Annotated in this window: 14 protein-coding genes; 6 read left to right on the forward strand and 8 right to left on the reverse strand. The window is 46.1% G+C overall.

What is annotated here, in order from left to right; translation table 11 throughout:
- Positions 1-133 precede the first annotated feature (133 nt).
- From ACOJRU_RS01945 to yghU, 3 genes are all read left to right on the forward strand, one after another.
- Positions 134-2824 carry a penicillin-binding protein 1A gene (locus ACOJRU_RS01945; protein WP_421133389.1) on the forward strand — a complete coding sequence of 897 codons (2691 nt, stop codon included), beginning with the start codon at positions 134-136 and terminating at the stop codon, positions 2822-2824.
- Positions 2825-2897: 73 nt separating this feature from the next.
- Positions 2898-4589: an NAD-dependent malic enzyme gene (locus ACOJRU_RS01950; RefSeq protein WP_421133390.1), complete on the forward strand. Its 1692-nt coding sequence runs from the start codon at positions 2898-2900 to the stop codon at positions 4587-4589.
- A gap of 588 nt (positions 4590-5177) precedes the next feature.
- Positions 5178-6041, forward strand: coding sequence for a glutathione-dependent disulfide-bond oxidoreductase (yghU, locus tag ACOJRU_RS01955; protein ID WP_421133391.1), 864 nt, complete (start codon positions 5178-5180; stop codon positions 6039-6041).
- Between the two features lie 83 nt (positions 6042-6124).
- Here yghU and ACOJRU_RS01960 read toward each other — a convergent pair whose 3' ends face one another.
- The 7 genes from ACOJRU_RS01960 to argC form a co-directional block, all read right to left on the reverse strand.
- The gene (locus ACOJRU_RS01960) at positions 6125-6994 is read right to left on the reverse strand and encodes an alpha/beta fold hydrolase (protein WP_421133392.1); all 870 of its coding nucleotides are present in this window, start codon (positions 6992-6994) and stop codon (positions 6125-6127) included.
- 149 nt (positions 6995-7143) lie between these two features.
- Positions 7144-8454: an amino-acid N-acetyltransferase gene (argA, locus tag ACOJRU_RS01965; RefSeq protein WP_421133393.1), complete on the reverse strand. Its 1311-nt coding sequence runs from the start codon at positions 8452-8454 to the stop codon at positions 7144-7146.
- Positions 8455-8459: 5 nt separating this feature from the next.
- Entirely contained in the window at positions 8460-9842 is a 1383-nt protein-coding gene (gene argH / locus ACOJRU_RS01970; RefSeq protein WP_421133394.1) for an argininosuccinate lyase, read from the reverse strand.
- Positions 9843-9866: 24 nt separating this feature from the next.
- Entirely contained in the window at positions 9867-11072 is a 1206-nt protein-coding gene (locus tag ACOJRU_RS01975; protein WP_421133395.1) for an argininosuccinate synthase, read from the reverse strand.
- A 13-nt stretch (positions 11073-11085) separates the two neighbouring features.
- On the reverse strand, positions 11086-11997 hold the full coding sequence (locus tag ACOJRU_RS01980) for an ornithine carbamoyltransferase (protein WP_421133396.1): 912 nt from the start codon (positions 11995-11997) through the stop codon (positions 11086-11088).
- On the reverse strand, positions 11994-12800 hold the full coding sequence (gene argB, locus ACOJRU_RS01985; RefSeq protein WP_421133397.1) for an acetylglutamate kinase: 807 nt from the start codon (positions 12798-12800) through the stop codon (positions 11994-11996). Before argB ends, ACOJRU_RS01980 begins: the two co-directional genes overlap by 4 nt.
- Positions 12797-13810 (reverse strand): N-acetyl-gamma-glutamyl-phosphate reductase, encoded by a 1014-nt coding sequence (argC, locus tag ACOJRU_RS01990; protein ID WP_421133398.1) that lies wholly within the window; start codon positions 13808-13810, stop codon positions 12797-12799. The genes argB and argC overlap by 4 nt, the downstream gene beginning before the upstream one ends.
- A gap of 486 nt (positions 13811-14296) precedes the next feature.
- Between argC and ACOJRU_RS01995 the strand changes: the two genes are divergently transcribed.
- On the forward strand, positions 14297-14707 hold the full coding sequence (locus ACOJRU_RS01995) for a methylglyoxal synthase (RefSeq protein ID WP_421133399.1): 411 nt from the start codon (positions 14297-14299) through the stop codon (positions 14705-14707).
- A gap of 78 nt (positions 14708-14785) precedes the next feature.
- On the opposite strand, the gene ACOJRU_RS02000 is transcribed toward ACOJRU_RS01995, so the two are convergent.
- Entirely contained in the window at positions 14786-15580 is a 795-nt protein-coding gene (locus tag ACOJRU_RS02000) for a Spy/CpxP family protein refolding chaperone (protein WP_421133400.1), read from the reverse strand.
- A 271-nt stretch (positions 15581-15851) separates the two neighbouring features.
- Between ACOJRU_RS02000 and ACOJRU_RS02005 the strand changes: the two genes are divergently transcribed.
- The gene (locus ACOJRU_RS02005) at positions 15852-16595 is read left to right on the forward strand and encodes a response regulator (protein ID WP_421133401.1); all 744 of its coding nucleotides are present in this window, start codon (positions 15852-15854) and stop codon (positions 16593-16595) included.
- Entirely contained in the window at positions 16595-17947 is a 1353-nt protein-coding gene (locus ACOJRU_RS02010; RefSeq protein ID WP_421133402.1) for an ATP-binding protein, read from the forward strand. Before ACOJRU_RS02005 ends, ACOJRU_RS02010 begins: the two co-directional genes overlap by 1 nt.
- The last annotated feature ends 4 nt before the right edge of the window (positions 17948-17951 follow it).

Consider the following 17951-nt stretch of genomic DNA (forward strand, 5'->3'; position numbering starts at 1 on the left):
GGTGTCCAGTTTTAAATTAATAGCGTTAAAATACAATATTACTCAATATTTTTGATGTTTAGGGTTCTATTGATAACACATACGTATGAAAATATACGACATTTCAACGAAAATGCCTTGGTATCCTTGAACAGTGAAGTACTTTAAACCTTTTATTTTATTCGTCTTACTCTCTGGCCTACTTGGTAGTGCTGTGCTTGTAGGTATTTATTTTTATATCAAACCTGACCTACCAAGTGTCACTGTCCTTAAGGATGTTCGTCTGCAAACCCCGATGCAGATATACACCAAGGATGGCAAACTTATCTCCCAGTATGGAGTTAAACGGCGGATACCGGTAAAACTTGAGGATGTTCCTCAAGATCTTATCAATGCCATACTCGCTACAGAGGACAGTCGCTTTTACGACCATTACGGAATCGACCCCATTGGTATTGCCCGTGCTGCCGTGAGTCTTATCCTGACCGGTGAGAAAAAGCAGGGTGCCAGTACCTTAACCATGCAGCTCGCCCGTGGGTTTTTCTTGTCTCGCGAGAAAACCTATATACGTAAAGTAAAAGAAATCTTTATTGCTCTGCATATGGAGCGGGTCCTCACTAAAGACGAAATCCTAGCGTTATACCTCAATAAAATTGAACTGGGCCACCGTTCTTTCGGTTTTGGGGCGGCAGCGCAAGTGTATTATGGTTCGCCACTCAATAAACTAACATTAGCACAGATGGCTACAATTGCAGGTTTGCCAAAGGCTCCGTCGGTTTTGAATCCGATAAGTGGGCCTGAAAGGTCTGTTGAACGACGCCGCGTTGTGTTGTTACGCATGTTAGACGAAGAGTACATTACGCGGTCGCAATTCGACGAGGCGGTGAGCGCGCCGGTTACCGCGCGTAAGCACGGTGCTGAAATAGAAGTCGATGCGCCTTATTTAGCCGATATTATTTACAACGAAATGGTAGATATCTACGGCAAAGACGAGGCTGAGACGGGCGGCTATCAGGTATATGCAACAGCAATGTCTGACACGCAGCTGTCGGCGCAGCGAGCGGTGGTGCGTAACCTTCATGATTACGATGAGAGGCACGGCTACAAAGGCCCAATAGGGTATTTATGGAACGAACCACAGGAAGACCAAATAGCACCAGCAACACAAACCTCGATGGCGGCGTTACCTATTGTTGCTAAAGCGACACGCGATAATTGGAATGAAAGCGACATATCAGCGGCGCTTGCCAGCGTACCTTACATTAAACCCCTTGTGCCAGCAGTCGTAGAGGCCGTCGACGAACAGACGATTACCGTATTAGACGCCAATGGAGAATCGCGTGTTATTCCGTGGGAAGGACTAGATTGGGCGCGTATGTACATCACCGATTTCAGGCAGGGTAACGAGCCCAAAGTAGCCTCAGACATTACTCAAGAAGGCGCGATTATTTACATTCGTGAGCAAGAGGGGCAATGGCGTATTGCACAAATGCCAGAGGTAAGTGGGGCGTTTATCGCGCTTAACCCCCTCAATGGTGCGGTAGAGGCGGTTGTAGGAGGGTACAGTTTTTACCAAAGCCAATTTAACAGAGCAACGCAAGCAAAGCGCCAGGTTGGCTCAAACATTAAACCTTTTGTGTACTCAGCAGCGCTAGATAGTGGCTATACACTGGCTTCTATTATTAATGATGCACCTATTAGCCAATGGAATGCGGCAACCGGCGTAGCATGGAGACCACAAAATTCTCCCGCCGAATATGATGGGCCAATAAGAATGCGCAAGGCCTTAGGTAAATCTAAAAACGTAGTGTCGGTGCGCTTATTGAGAGGGGTGGGGTTAAGGAAAACTGCCGACTATCTTACTCGCTTTGGTTTTGACCCAGATGATATTCCGCTAGATGAGACCGTGTCACTTGGTTCTAGCTCGCATACTCCTCTTGAAGTCGCTCGCGGTATGGCCGTTATCGCCAATGGTGGCTATCTGGTCAACCCACATTTCATTAGTAAAGTATTGGACGAACAGGGTAGCGAATTATGGCGCGCGAACCCACTGTGGGCATGTGAGAAGTGTGAGCGAGGAAGATCGCGCACACAGGACGAAGATATTGAGCCGCAAGGCGCTGAACAATATAGCGATAATATGACTGACGCTGAAGTCGAAGCGTTGCTCGCCGCAGAACTTAATAAAGAAGTACTACTTGACGGTGAAGAAGCCCAAGAGAAGACTTTTGCGCCCCACGTTATTACTACGCAGAATGCCTTTTTAGTGGGTGAAATGATGCGAACAGGTGTAAGAGCGAACGGGAATTGGAGTAAGAAAACCTACTGGCTAGGCACTGGGTGGCGCGCGCGCAATATTTTACAGCGCACCGACATTGCGGGTAAAACAGGTACTACAAACGATTCTCGCGACACATGGTTCAGTGGGTTTCATCGAGATATCGTGGCAACAGCATGGGTGGGTTTTGACGATATGAGCCGTCAGCTTGGTCGTGCTACGCGCAACCAAAATCTTGTTAATCGCAACCCTGAAAAATATAACTGGATAGGGAATGCACTGGTCGGTACTGAAGATGGGGCAAAAGCAGCAGGCCCAGCTTGGATACGTTTTATGCAAGATGCACTTGCACAGAAGCCTTATTCACCCATCCAGGTACCCGAAAACATCGTGCGCGTTCGGATTGATCGTACCAGTGGAATGTTGACCCGAAGGACAGACCATACGACACTATTTGAATACTTCCTACAGGGCACCGAACCAACAACGTACGTTCGAGAGAATAATGTTGTTGACCCTGCAGAGGAAGAACAAGAAAAAGCACCTGAACCTGAAGAGATATTTTAAGTATAAAATGGCGTCTGTAGACGCCACTTTTGGTTGATGTGATTGACTGCCTGAAAATAAAATCGGAAATCTAATGTCAGAAGACTTACAGCAATATCTTTATATTCCTCACTCTGGCCCGTCATTGCTAGAGACGCCCCTTCTTAATAAAGGAAGTGCATTCAATGCACGAGAACGTGCTGCCTTTAACCTTACTGGGTTAGTTCCGCCTCGCTATGAGACCATTGAAGAGCAGGTTGAGCGTGCCTACATGCAGTATTGCAGTTTCGATGAAGCATTGAATAAGCATATCTATTTACGTGCTATCCAAGATAATAATGAAACCTTGTTCTATCGCTTAATACAAAAACATATCGATGAAATGATGCCGATAATTTACACCCCGACAGTTGGGGATGCATGTGAGCAGTTTTCAGATATATACCGCAGCTCGCGCGGGTTGTTTGTTTCTTATGAAGAGCGTCATCAGTTAGACGATATTGTTCGTAACGCCACGAAGCGTAAGGTCAAAGTTATAGTAGTGACCGATGGTGAGCGTATTTTGGGCCTTGGAGACCAAGGTATAGGCGGCATGGGTATTCCTATTGGTAAGTTATCTTTGTACACCGCTTGTGGAGGGATAAGCCCTGCTTATACATTGCCTGTCATGCTGGATGTAGGAACCAATAACGAAAAGCTTCTGAACGACCCCATGTACATGGGTGCACGTCATCCACGTATTGGGCAAGAGGAATATGACGAATTCGTTGATATGTTCATTAAGGCAGTGAAGCGCAGGTGGCCTGAAGTCATGATTCAATTTGAAGACTTTGCGCAACCCAACGCCATGCCATTACTTAATCGTTATCGCAATGAAGTATGTTGTTTCAACGATGATATTCAAGGTACGGCTGCAGTTACATTAGGGACGATTTTAGCGGCATGTCGCACTAAGCAGCAAAAACTGTCTGATATGAAAGTTGTGTTCGTGGGTTCCGGTTCAGCAGGTTGCGGCATTGCTGAAATGCTAATACAGCAAATGGTTTTTGAAGGGATTACCGACGAACAAGCTCGCAAACAAGTCTTTATGATCGATCGTTTCGGGTTACTTACCGAAGGGATGGAAGGGCTTCGCGACTTCCAGCAAGCACTGCAACAAAAGGTAAGTGACCTAAGTGAATGGACGTTCAGTGGTGATTACGCGTCCTTACTTGATGTAATGCACTGCGCACAACCCGATATTCTTATTGGTGTGTCTGGGCAGCCGGGATTATTCACAGAGCAAGTTGTTCGCGCAATGAAACAAAACTGTGAATTGCCCATTATCTTTCCATTGAGTAACCCGTCGCGACAAGTTGAAGCGCGTCCAGAACAAGTTATTGAATGGACTGATGGGCAGGTCGTTATTGCCACGGGCAGCCCATTTAAACCAGTAGAATATAACGGTAACGTGTACCCCATTGCACAGTGCAACAATTCTTATATTTTTCCAGGGATTGGTTTAGGGGTGGTAGCATCGAAAGCGAAGCTTATTAGCGACGAAATGTTAATGGCCGCCAGTAATGCACTTGCCGATGTGTCACCACTAGTGATTACGGGAGAAGGGTCGTTGTTGCCGCCGCTAAGCGGTATCGCTGAGCTAAGCCGCAAGATAGCTTTCGCAGTCGGTAAAGTGGCCATGCAGCAAGGGCTCGCGCTAGAAATGACTGACGAGGCACTACAGCAGTGTATTGAGCGTCACTTTTGGAAAGCAGAATACCGCCCTTATAAGCGGGTCAGCATTTAGTTTTCTATTTTTAGAAAAAAGCAGGCTTTTTAGCCTGCTTTTTTTGTGCCTCATTATAGTGAGTAAAAAGGTGTTGCTGATTGGTAACGTTTTCAAAGTGAAGCGAAACTGCATCTTTATCGAAATCTATTAAGATTATGATTTAATTGACTTTTATTTGTTGGCATGAAGTTTGATAGTATTCTTTTCAATGGATAGAGAATGAAAGGAAAACACAATGCAACAACACGAAACACCGTCACCAAAAGCGACTTCTTCGCAGTGCAAACCGCTTAGGCGTTCGTTCTCTACCTCTATCCTTATTGCTGCGCTCAAATCATTGAGTAAGTCATAAGGAAAAGACAACCCTCTTTTAGACAATGCAGGTTCATTACACCTGTATTATTTTACCAGTTTGCGGGCAAAGGACTGCTCGCCTTTTAATTCAACGTTAGGATTGCTTAAATAGCCTGACGTATCGTGCACCTGCCCCTGGCGCCAGTTAACCCACTAAATCGTAGATTTATCGATGGTAGTGAACCCTAACGCTTTAAATGACGCTCTGTTGTACCTATACCCAATAGTAATGCAGAGCACTTAGGAGCAACAATGAGTAAACAAGACAACTACACGCCACCAAAGGTATGGTCGCAAGATGAAGACGACGGTAATAAATGGGCCAGTATTAATCGCCCCGTATCCGGTGCAACACATGAAAAAGAACGTGCGACGGGTGAACACGGTTTGCAGTTGTATTCGTTAGCAACGCCTAACGGTCAAAAAGTTACCATTATGCTTGAAGAGTTACTTAGTGCAGGGATTCAAGGCGCTGAGTATGATGCATGGCTAGTAAACATCGGCGAAGGCGATCAGTTCTCTTCCGGTTTCGTTGATGTTAATCCAAACAGTAAAATACCGGCATTAGTTGACGCCACAACAACGCCGGAAACAAAACTGTTTGAATCAGGTTCAATACTTGTTTATCTAGCAGATAAGTTTAACGCGTTCATACCGAAAGACCACGCTGCGAAAGCAGAATGCTTTAATTGGTTATTTTGGCAAGTAGGGTCGGCACCGTTTCTTGGTGGTGGCTTCGGGCATTTCTATAGTTATGCACCCTATCCGATGGAATATCCTATCAATCGATTTGCGATGGAAACAAAGCGCCAACTTGATGTGCTAGACAAGCATTTAGCTCAGAATGAATTTATGGCGGGCGATGAATACAGTATTGCCGATATGGCTATTTGGCCTTGGTACGGCAACCTTGTGTTAGGTAACCTGTACGATGCAGCAACTTTTTTACAGGTTCACGAGTACTCGCACGTAATACGATGGGCAAAGCAATTAGCAGAGCGAGAAGGCGTCAAACGGGGCCGCATCGTTAACAAAACGTGGGGTGAGGAAGGGCAGTTAGCCAACCGCCACAGCGCGAGCGATATTGACAACGCGTTAGCCTCAATAAATCAGTAACGCCACGTAAGGCTAGTCGTCCTTCAGGTTTTTATTCACCGCCTTAGGACGACACCTTGGTGTTTTTTAATGCGCAACTGCCATTACACATAGCGATGAAAATAGGACGATACTTTAGGCCAGAGATGGCTGCACGTTCTAGAGAAAAACTTCATATGCCCAATCTCACCCACATCATGCGCTGACGGGGTCAACGTCTCTATTTCTGCTGCCATCTTGGGGAATACACTTACCATATCGTGCACGTTTTCAATATTCGCTATATCGTCATCATCTGCTAATAACCATTTCGACGGTATTTGTATATCGTTGTAACGGTGATGTTTAACATCGCTGCCAAACCCTGTTTTCACATAACCCTTTCCGTTACACCACTTTTGCCACTGGCGTGCCACATTTTTGGGCAAAGGCTCACCCATTCCAACCCATTGAGATTTAGTGTGGCCGAAAACAAGGTTACTCAGAGGAATATAAATATTCATGAAAAAGTGAGCTTTCAGCAAGTAACGCTTGCGCATATTCTTCAAGCTCCCGGACGAACTACCAAAGTTACAAAACGCGGTTAACTCGTGAACGTTATGCATCAACCCCAGCAGTTGCCCCCCGGCACTATGACCTACTAAAAAATACGAGGTATTGGGAAAATGATGCTTCAATGCCTCAAGTATTGCTGGCATGTCTTGTTCTCCCCACGTAACAAGCGAGGCTTGGCTATGCGCAACATGGCCCTTTACCGACTCACCAATCCCGCGGTTGTCATAGGTGATCACACCAAACCCTTGATCACACAGGTACATAGCAAACGCACGGTAAAACTGTCGCTTTATGCCTGTTGCAGGGCCAACCATCACGGCCCCCTTAATCGGCGTACTAGGCAGGTATAGTGTCGCGGCTAAGCGGGTACTGTCTTCACAAGTCACGGATATGTCACGATACGACGTGTCTATTGGCATATTGAATTCCAATTGCTTATCTGGTCTTACCAGTAAGCCCGTTATGCAGCAGAAAGGCAAGACAGTTAGTATGTATTTTAGTGATTAAGTACTATTGGCGTGGCAAATCTGTAGGTATATTAGGGGCATGGGCGGTTAAGCCCATGCCATTATACGTTTAATGTAAATACCTTTGAGTTACGCTGAAAGTTGTAGAGTTCTTTTTTTACTGTAGGTAACGCACTGATATCAGCGGGTACAAAGCCTTGCTCTAAGAACCAATGCGCGGTAACGGTAGTCAGCACAAATACCGTGTTTATATCTGCATCTTTGGCCCTAGCCCTTACTTCGTCTAATATACGCTCGCCTCTGTTTTTGCCGCGATAGTCTGGGTGTGTTGCCACACAAGCCAGCTCTGCACAACCGTCTTCCGGATAAAGGTAAAGCGCGGCGCAAGCGATAATCATTCCGTCGCGAACAATAATAATAAATTGATTTATTTCGCTTTCTAGCCGTTCGCGAGAACGCTTCACCAGTACACCACTTTCTTCAAGCGGTTTGATAAGTTTTAATATACCGCCTACATCATCGATAGTGGCAGCGCGCAATTGTTCATAATGGTGCTCCATTACCAGCGATCCCGTTCCGTCTCGCGTAAAGAGTTCTTGTAACAATGCGCCGTCGTTCTCATAGCTTATACAGTGAGCACGGGGAACACCCGCAGCAACGCTAGTGGTTAGGGCGCTCAATACTGTATCTTCAGTAGTGATGTTCCCATTGAGTATGAGACTTTCTAACTGTGGACGCTCGATGGTACGTAACAACTTACCGTCGCGGTTATAAATACCATCGTAGTTTGAGAATACAATCAGCTTATCGGCCTTCAGCGCAATGGCGGCCTGCGTCGCTACATCCTCATGCGATAAATTGAATACTTCACCAGTAGAAGAATATCCCATGGGCGAAAGCAGCACGATAGAGCCATCGTGTAGATGGTCGTTAATTCCTACCGTGTCTATTCGACGCACTAACCCGGTATTTTCAAAGTCGATGCCGTTGCGCACACCCATGGGCTTGGCAACCACTAAATTACCAGAGCAAACGCGTATTTGTGCACCATGCATAGGCGAGTTGGGTAAACCCATCGTCAGTAACGCCTCAACTTGAGAGCGCACAGAGCCTGCTGCATCTTTCACACATTCGAGGGTTTGCTTGTCGGTAATGCGTACACCGTTTTCAAAACGACCTTCAATAGTGCGAAGGGCGACACGCTGGTCTATTTGCGGACGAGCACCGTGTACCACCACTACCCTAACGCCTAAGCTATTAAGCAAGGCAATGTCGTGAATGATGTTAGGAAAGTTAGGATGTTCGATAGCCTCGCCACCGAACATCAATACAAAGGTCTTACCCTGATGAGCATTAATATAGGGCAGCGAACTGCGAAATAATTTAATGCCATCATGATGCGCTAACACCATGCTAGTTACTCTTGTTTATCTAGGTTTGCCAGCTCTTGATACAGTGCTTTAGTCACAGTGTCTTTGCTAGTACCACCTAAAATGTTACGTTGATTCACCCCGTACTCTAACTGCAATACGGCGTAAACGTCGTCTTCAATTTTGTCGCAAATGGCAGTTAAATCACTAAGCGGTAATGCTTCTATTGCACACCCCTTGTCGATGGCCTGGAGTACTACGCGACCTGCAATGTCATGCCCGGTTCTAAACGGTATGCCTTTCCCAACTAAATAATCGGCCAGTTCAGTTGCGTTAGAGTAGCCCTGAGCCGCAGCTTCACGGCAGCGGGATTCATTTAGTTGCAGTGAATCAAGCACTTCACTAGCAATACATAAACAAATATGCCATTGGTTGACAGTATCAATAGCGCCTTCTTTGTCTTCCTGCATATCCTTGTTGTATGCAAGAGGAAGGCCTTTCATTGTCACAAGTAACGCTTGTAGTGAGCCAAAAACACGCCCACACTTACCACGCATTAATTCCAGCGCATCGGGATTTTTCTTTTGCGGCATGAGCGAGGAGCCTGAGGTCACACTATCCCCAAGCTGCAAAAACCCTGCTTCACCTGAATTATAAAAAATCATGTCTTCTGCAAGGCGTGATAAGTGCATCATGCTCGTGCTGGCCACAAACAGAAGCTCAAGGACAAAATCACGGTCAGACACTGCATCTAAACTATTTAAGCAGGGAGCGTCGAAGCCTAGCTCCTCTGCAATGGCGTGTCTGTCCACTGGAAATGTCGTACCCGCTAAGGCACCGGAACCCAATGGGCATTGGTTCATACGCGCTTTTAAATCGTCTAATCGGCTTAAATCACGTTTGAACATTTCAACATAGGCCAAACACCAGTGCGCAAAATGTATTGGCTGAGCACGTTGCAGGTGCGTATAACCCGGGATAATGGCTTCCTGGTGACGACTGGCAGCATTAAGCAGAGACCGAGTCACGCCAAGAACATCTTCGCGAAGCGAGGCAATATGTTCACGAACCCACAATCTAAAGTCGGTAGCAACTTGGTCGTTTCGGCTACGACCCGTGTGCAGCTTACGACCTATATCACCCAGTTTCTCGATAAGCGCAGCTTCAACAAAGCTATGAATGTCCTCTTCGCTCGATGCATTAAAATCGAGGGTGCCAGCGTCGGCCAACGTTTTTAACTCTACTAATGCCGTTTCTAACTGAGATTGTTCATCGTCGGTGAGCACGCCTGCTTTATTAAGCGCTCTAGACCAACTGATTGAGCCTTGAATATCTTGGCTCGCCATAACTTGGTCAAACGGCAATGAGTCGTTAACCTGTTTAAACATACTGCTTGCGCCGGATTCAAACCGGCCTCCCCACAACGCCATGTGAAACTCCTTAACGGTCCGTGATTAACCTTGCTTTTTCAATGCCGCAATACGGCTTGAAAGACTGAACAAACGAATAAAGCCTTCAGCATGTTTTTGGTCATAAACATCATCAGCACCAAATGTCGCAAAGTCTTCCGAATACAGGCTGTTAGGTGAACGGCGCTGCGTTACTGTTGCTTGACCTTTATAAAGTTTAACAACGATATCGCCGGTGACTTTTGTTGCAAAAGACGCGGCACCGGCAAGCAATGCATCGTTTAGTGCGGTAAACCAACGCCCGTCATACATCACGTGTGAAAACTCAAGCCCAATTTGTTCACGGTATTTAAGTGCCGACTTATCAAGCACCATGGTTTCTAGTGCTTTGTACGCTTTCATTAGTACCGTGCCTCCTGGGGTTTCATAACACCCACGAGACTTCATACCGACCAAGCGGTTTTCAACAATATCGATACGGCCAACACCATGTGCCGCTGCGACAGTATTTAGTTTAACTAGCGCTTGGTACGGAGAAAGAGCTTCGCCATCGACGTGAGTCAATTTACCTTCGTTGAATGACAAGGTGATACGCTCTGCAGTATCAGGGGCGTCTTCTGGGTCGACCGTCATTGTCCAAATTTGCTTTGTAGGCTCTTCCCATGGGTCTTCAAGCTCACCGCCTTCATGGGAAATGTGCCATGCATTGGCATCACGACTATAGATTTTTGTCGCCGATGCCGTGGTGGTAATGTCACGCTCTGCCAGATAATCGAGTAAGTCTTCACGGCTTACCATATCCCACTCACGCCATGGCGCGATGACGGTAAGGTCGGGTGCTAGTGCGGCAAACGTACTTTCAAAACGGACTTGGTCGTTGCCTTTACCGGTACAACCATGACATAGCGCATCGGCGCCCACTTTTCTGGCTATCTCAACCTGCGCTTTGGCAATAACAGGGCGAGCCATCGACGTGCCCAAAAGGTACTCACCTTCATAAACCGCACCGGTGGTGATAGTAGGGAAGATATAATCGCTAACAAATTCTTCTTTTAAGTCGACGATATAGCATTCACTGGCACCTGACGCGATGGCTTTCTCATGTAGGCCTTCTAGCTCTTCATCGCCTTGCCCCACATCGGCAGCAAATGCCACGACTTCACAGCCATAGTTTTCTTTTAACCATGGAATAATGGCAGAAGTATCCAGTCCGCCCGAGTAGGCTAGTACAATTTTTTTCACGTTTTGCATCTAAGTAAGCTCCTTAGGCACTAAGTAATTGGGTTAATATGGCGTTTTGGCCATGCATTCTATTTTCGGCTTGCTGCATTAATAACGATGTGTCGCTATCAATCAGCGAGCCAGTAATTTCTAAGTCTCGATGGGCGGGTTGGCAATGCATAACAAAGTGTGCGCCCGACGACTCCATTAAGGCTTCGTTTACCTGATAAGGCATAAACGTTTCTTTAATTTTTTCAAGTGGCGTATCGTCGCCCATTGATAACCACGTATCAGTGTAGATGACATCAGCCCCTTTTGCGGCGCTGAGTTCAGTACTTTCTACAATGGTTGCACCGGTTTGTTCAGCCAATTTTTTCGCATGCGCAACCACAGACGGGTCGGCTTCATGGCCTTGTGGCGTAATGACTACCTGATTACAGCCAAGCAAGGCGCCAACAATAAGCAATGAGTGGGTGACATTATTGCCATCGCCTACATAGGCCATGGTTAGGCCTTTTGTTTTGCCGAAGCGCTCGTATACAGTTAGGTAGTCAGCAAGACCCTGGCAAGGGTGATATTTATCACAAAGTGCATTAATAACGGGCACATTAGCAGACGTTGAGAAGGTTTCTAACGTGCTGTGTGAAAATACGCGAGCAACGATAGCATCTGCCCAACATGCAAGGTTAGCAGCGGTATCAACCGCATCCTCACGGCCCGCCAGTTTGCCAGATTGCACATCGAGGTAGACCATATGCCCGCCAAGTTTATTAATGCCAATATCGAAACTTACACGCGTTCGTAGCGACGGTTTTTCAAAAAGTGCAACAACAGACTTACCGGCCAATACATTGCTATAACTCGCTGGCGATTGTTTTATCTCGACGGCGAGCTGAAGTAATTGTTCCATTGCAGCGGGTGTCCAGTCTGCAAACGTAAGTAAGTCCTGTTTCATTTTGTTTCTCCTGCTTCACCACATGCGGGTATTGCGATTGTAGGTAATATTTGTGTACCTGTATTTTTCGTTAAGATGTCGCTTATGTCTGCTGTCCAGCTAGCAATATAAACGGAGCGGTGTAACGTTTGCGCAGATTGCAGCGCAGCCTCTACCTTTATTTTCATCCCGTCAGTAATCACGCCACGTTGTGCCAAGTGCTCTATGCTAGTGGCGTCCAATTCATCGATAAGTTGTTTATTATCGTCAAGCACGCCGTCCACATTTGAAAGTAGAAGTAGCTCTGCATCGATTAACTCAGCAATAACGGTCGCGGCTTGATCAGCATTAACATTCAATAGCCTGCCGTGTGAACTTGACCCTATTGAACTAATAATGGGGAGATTATTTTGTGCTAAAACCTGTTTTAAAAATGACGCGTCGGCAGTGCTTGGGACGCCAACCGCACCATATTGGTCAGCTAGTGGCTTACACTCAACCATGTTTCCATCAAGCAAAGATAACCCAACCGGCGTTAGGCCTGAGGCAATTGCCGCTGCGCACAGTTGCTTATTAGCAGAGCCGGCGAGCGCCCCGCAAATATAGGGCATATGCTCATCAGGTGTAACGCGAAGCCCGTCAATCTTCGTGCTTTGAAGCCCTAAGCTTGCCATTAACGTCTCTACCAGAGGTCCACCGCCGTGCACAACCACTACCGGGCGGGTGGTGATAACCCGCTTAATACTTAAAAATAAGTTGGTCATTGCCGCGGCATCATCAAGCAACGCCCCGCCAACTTTTATTACTATAGGCGCGCGACTCATGGCAGTAATCCTGTTTCAATAGGCTGTTTGGTCATAATGTTTAGGCATTGAATAGCTTGCGAGGCCGCCCCTTTCATAACATTGTCAATGGCAGAGGTGATTACCGCATATCCCGATTCTTCGTCGAGCTTCCAGTGTAGGTCGACAAACGGGGTGTAAGCTACATCGTCTATTTTTGGAAAGCTTTTACGTAAACGCACGATAGGCTTGTTTGCATAGGCGTTACTAAATGCGGCATCAAGGTCGGCGCTTGTCGTGCCCGACGTCACTTTAACGGTGACGGTGGCAAGAATGCCACGTTTAAAGTTACCCAGATGAGGCGTGAAAATAACCGGTGTACCTAAATAGGCTTCAATCTCAGGCGTATGACGATGCCCAAGCACACCATATGCTTGCAAACTGACTTCAAAAAAGCTGGTTGTTAAACTGGCCTTTCTTCCGGCACCTGATACACCAGACACTGCGTTGATAACAGGGCGAACCTTGTTATCTAATAAATTACGCTGCATAAGAGGCTTTAATGCGCTTAAGCTTGCCGTGGGATAACACCCGGGTACTGCAACGAGGTTTGCCGCTTCAATATCAGACTCGTACCACTCTGCAAGGCCATAAATAGCCTCTTTCAAGCAAGCTTGCTGGGTATGGGCAAAACCATAAAACTGCTCAAAAATAGCAGTATTCTGCAGCCTAAACGCACCTGATAAATCGAGCACTTTTGCCGACCCAGACGTAAGTATTGGCATCCAATCATGACTCGCCTCATGTGGCGTAGCCAAAAAGATAAAATCGACCCCGCTTGCCATGTCGAGCAAGGCATCATTTGAAATAGGGGTGAGTACTGCTGATAAATGCGCAAGTCCACCATGCAAGTCTGCAAGGTTTTTGCCAGCATCGGCGCTGTTTTCAGATACATAAGTACCCAAAAGTGAGAGATGTGGGTGTTGTTCAACCAATTGAACAAGCTGTGCGCCTGTGTATCCACTGGCACCAATAATCGATACGTTATACATAATTTTACTATTCGAAAAAGAGAAAAAAACACTTTTTACCTTTGTAAACTGATTGGGCTTAATTTTCAGCCAACCGCTACCACATCACAAAGGTAAAAAGTGCGCTACATAAAAAGCATAGTTCAACGTCGTCGAGAACTACACTGCCTGCAGCCATCCAGGGGAGAGGTAAATGGTATTACATTGTAAAACTCGTGATCTAAAACGAGCGTTGCAAACGTCATTATTTAATCCTGCTATTACTTAACCGTCATCCGGTTAATACTAAACCGAGTCCTAGTTTACTCATATAGAATATTTATGCAAATAAATTGTATATTTATATCAGTTTATTTTTGCTTTCAAAGTATCACAACCTTATGTCATAACTTTGCCAGTGAATAATGACATTATGTTGACAAAGCAAAGACGAACACTGAATATTTATAACATTGAGTGAATCACCGTAAACTCGCGCTAAACATCGACGAGATGGAAATATTAATAATGAGAAAGTTAACCGTTGCACTGGTCGCGCACGATCATAAAAAACCTGAGTTGCTCACATGGGCGAATCAACATATCGATACACTAAGGCAATGCAATTTAGTGGCAACGGGAACCACAGGAGGGCTGGTGCATGATAATACTGGACTACCTGTTACGTGTTATAAAAGCGGCCCGCTGGGCGGGGATCAGCAAATAGGGGCGTTAATCGCTGAAAGTAAACTCGATGCGTTATTCTTCTTCTGGGACCCACTGAACGCAGCGCCACACGACCCAGATGTAAAAGCCTTACTTCGTCTTTGCTCGGTGTGGAATATACCCGTTGCGTGCACGCCTGCTACTGCTGACTTAGTAGTAACTTCACCGTTATTTTTGTCCGAAGACTACAAGCCCATTAAACCCAGTTTTTAACACAGTCATGTAAATAGAAAAGGCTAGCGCATTGCTAGCCTTTTAGCGTTCAAAGACACAGTGGTAATAGTGTCAGTTTTACATCAATTCTCTTAACGCACGTCGCTCTGCATGGCGTTCATCAAGCGCTGCGCGTTGCTCCTCGGTAAGGATCATCAGCATTGATCGCTGATGTTTCGCTTTGTTTATGCCTGCGCGTAATAGCGTATCCTGATATTGAAGCGTCAATGCTTCCCATGCGTCCTTTGAAAATGCATCGTTTCTGATAAGTTGCTTTTGTGCATATTTAACGGCTTTCATTGCGTCTCTTTGCGCGGACCTATCCTGCTTAAACGATGCTTTCAACGTGTTAAGTTCTGAACGTTGTTCATCTGACAAGTCAATACCTTTAAATGCCTGTCGGCGTTTCGCGAATCGTTGCCCTTTTTTCTCACCGTGTTTATCTGCATTGTCACGGGCCTGCATTTTGTCACGTTTTCTCTCAACGTTTATTTCTCTTGAGGCAAGTTCATCTTGTTGCTCAGCAGTAAGTAGCGAATAGATATTGTGGCGCAATTCTGCAAGGGCAAAGCTATGATCATTGCGGGCGTCTAGGTTACTTTCCACAAAAAGATGTAACGATTCATCAGTCGCCGTCGCCAGCTCAAGAGTTGTCATTCGCTCGCGCACTGGTTTTTCATTTACCTGTTTAAAGGTGCGTACCAACGTTTTAACGTCTTTACGCTGCTCAGGCGTTAGCGAAAGGCCGCGAAGGTCCCTTACTACATTTTCAATGTGATGATGACGTACTGAGGTATCGCTTTGTTTAGCATAAACCAAAGGTCCAAGCGCAACGGTAGAAAGCAATGCGCTAGCAATAAGTAATTTCTTCATAGTCGTCTCCTTAAGTTTTGACGATATCGTGATATTCACCTAACCATGCATATCAATATTGCCGGTAGGGTTTACACCTATTCAGAGTAATACTTTTAGTCTGAAATACCGTCAATGCACTGTAAAGCTTGTGTAAAGGTATGCCAGCGGTATGAATCGGGCGCCACTAATAGATATAGTAGATGCAAAGAAATCGCGTAAACGTACCTTCTTTCGAGGGTTATCATTGCTTATTGAATAGATAAGGTAATAATACAAAAGGTCATGAACAATGAACTATGCATCTAAAGAAGCACCTGCTATGCAACCTGAATTTGCCCTACAATCTATTCTTATTATCGATGACGATACCGAGCTGACAGAGATGTTATCTACTTACCTCGACGGTATGGGGTACAAGATAGCTGTAAAAAATGACGGTGAGGCAGGGCTTTCAGAGGCCGTATCAGGAAGACATTATGACCTAATTCTGCTTGATGTAATGATGCCTAAAATGGATGGGTTCGACGTACTTAAAAAGCTACGCGCTAGCCATGCTACGCCGGTACTTATGCTCACCGCGCGCGGCGATGATTATGACAAAATTTTAGGCCTTGAAATGGGGGCCGATGACTACCTACCTAAGCCTTTCAATCACCGAGAGCTAGTTGCTCGCATCAAAGCTATCGTAAGGCGTCATAATCTGTCAGCGTCTGGAACAACCAACGAGCAGGATTTGCATGTTAACGATATTTATTTGAGTACAAGTAGCCAGCAAGCAAAAGTATTCGATATGGATCTCCCGCTTACCACAACCGAATTTTCGATTTTGCGCTTACTCATGCTCAAGGCATCTTCAAGAGTGACCAAAGAAGAAATAAGTTTAAAGGTGTTAGGTAAGCCATTGGAAGCATTTGATCGAAGTATTGATATGCATGTTAGCAACCTAAGAAAGAAACTTGGTGCAATAACGGCTGAGGAAAAAATACGTACCATTCGCGGTGTGGGCTACATGTTGTTAACGGGAGAGTCATAATGTGGGCGCGTATAAACCCCACTCGCGGAATAATGGGACGCCTGTTTTTATGGTTTTGGGCAACATTTATCGTTACCGCGCTTCTGGCATTTTGGGGTAGCCGTTTATTTTTCCACGAATTGCAAATTGAAGCGATAGACCCTAAAGAACGCACAGTATTGAACAACACACTGGGCCGAATCCTCAGCGAGCGCAATGCACCGTTACCGTTAGAGACGATACTGAGACGAGGGTCTAGAGGAGGGAAAGGGAGGCTATTAGCCATTGAGCTAGACTCTAAACGCGTTATCGTTAGCGGCGGGCCGCGGATTCGTAAAAGTGACAGAAAGGATTTGGAACGCCTTTTATCACAAACGTCGCCCATATCTATTAAGCGCGGCGCGATAAAAACGACAGGCCCTCTGTCTTTCGAAAGAAATAACAAACGCTACGCACTTTTTATGATGCGTTTTGAAGAGCCAAGCGATACTGTCCCCCCCATTGCATTACTTCTGGGCATAGCCCTCATCACCACTAGCTTATTAAGTTGGCTGTTTGCCAGATCGCTTATCAGCCCTATCTTACGTATTCAAAAGTCGGCGAAACACCTCGCGAACGGCGATTGGTCTACCCGTGTACCTCATGCTCAAGCGCGCCATGATGAGTTGGGACAACTCGCACGCGACTTTAATCGAATGGCTGAGCAACTCGAGCAAATGTGGGGGGCGCAAAAGCGGCTTTTGGCTGATGTGTCGCACGAGCTGCGCTCGCCGCTGACACGTTTGCAAATGGCATTGGGGTTAGCACACCAACAGAATATAGACCCCGTTACGCTAACGCGCATAGAACGCGAGGCTGAGCGGATGGAAACGTTAATCGCCCAGCTTCTGACATTGAGTCGCGCAGAAGCGGGAGATGTATCTTTTAGTATCATTTCATTACCGACGGTTTTACACGAGGTGCTTACCGACGCGTCATTTGAGGCTGCGAACAATAATAAGCAACTTAATATTGGCGATACGCCTGATATATCGGTAAATGTGGATGCCATGATGCTATGTCGTGCAGTAGAGAACGTACTTCGTAACGCCATACGACATAGCAACGCCTGTGTTGAGGTTCGCTTTGAAGACTCACAGCACAATTGGGCAATCCACATTATAGATGATGGTGAAGGGTTGAGCGTTGACGAATGTGAGCGTGTGTTTTCGCCCTTCTACCGTGCCAGTTTAGCGAGAGAAAGAGCGTCGGGAGGAGTGGGGCTTGGACTCTCCATTGCAAAAGCTGCGGTAGAGTTGCATGATGGGAAGATAATTGTGGTACCCGGTGATGAAGGTGGGCTAAGGGTTACTTTATCCTTTCCAAAGCGTTAAGTAG

The organism is Alteromonas algae (assembly GCF_049117195.1).
Classification (GTDB): domain Bacteria; phylum Pseudomonadota; class Gammaproteobacteria; order Enterobacterales; family Alteromonadaceae; genus Alteromonas.

Coding starts and splice junctions, on each gene's coding strand:
- argB (WP_421133397.1), bottom strand. CDS start 12,800: ATGAGTCGCGCGCCTATAGTAATAAAAGTTGGCGGGGCGTTGCTTGAT.
- ACOJRU_RS02010 (WP_421133402.1), top strand. CDS start 16,595: ATGTGGGCGCGTATAAACCCCACTCGCGGAATAATGGGACGCCTGTTT.
- ACOJRU_RS02005 (WP_421133401.1), top strand. CDS start 15,852: ATGAACTATGCATCTAAAGAAGCACCTGCTATGCAACCTGAATTTGCC.
- argC (WP_421133398.1), bottom strand. CDS start 13,810: ATGTATAACGTATCGATTATTGGTGCCAGTGGATACACAGGCGCACAG.
- ACOJRU_RS02000 (WP_421133400.1), bottom strand. CDS start 15,580: ATGAAGAAATTACTTATTGCTAGCGCATTGCTTTCTACCGTTGCGCTT.
- argA (WP_421133393.1), bottom strand. CDS start 8,454: ATGGTGTTAGCGCATCATGATGGCATTAAATTATTTCGCAGTTCGCTG.
- ACOJRU_RS01975 (WP_421133395.1), bottom strand. CDS start 11,072: ATGCAAAACGTGAAAAAAATTGTACTAGCCTACTCGGGCGGACTGGAT.
- ACOJRU_RS01950 (WP_421133390.1), top strand. CDS start 2,898: ATGTCAGAAGACTTACAGCAATATCTTTATATTCCTCACTCTGGCCCG.
- ACOJRU_RS01980 (WP_421133396.1), bottom strand. CDS start 11,997: ATGAAACAGGACTTACTTACGTTTGCAGACTGGACACCCGCTGCAATG.
- yghU (WP_421133391.1), top strand. CDS start 5,178: ATGAGTAAACAAGACAACTACACGCCACCAAAGGTATGGTCGCAAGAT.
- ACOJRU_RS01995 (WP_421133399.1), top strand. CDS start 14,297: ATGAGAAAGTTAACCGTTGCACTGGTCGCGCACGATCATAAAAAACCT.
- argH (WP_421133394.1), bottom strand. CDS start 9,842: ATGGCGTTGTGGGGAGGCCGGTTTGAATCCGGCGCAAGCAGTATGTTT.
- ACOJRU_RS01960 (WP_421133392.1), bottom strand. CDS start 6,994: ATGCCAATAGACACGTCGTATCGTGACATATCCGTGACTTGTGAAGAC.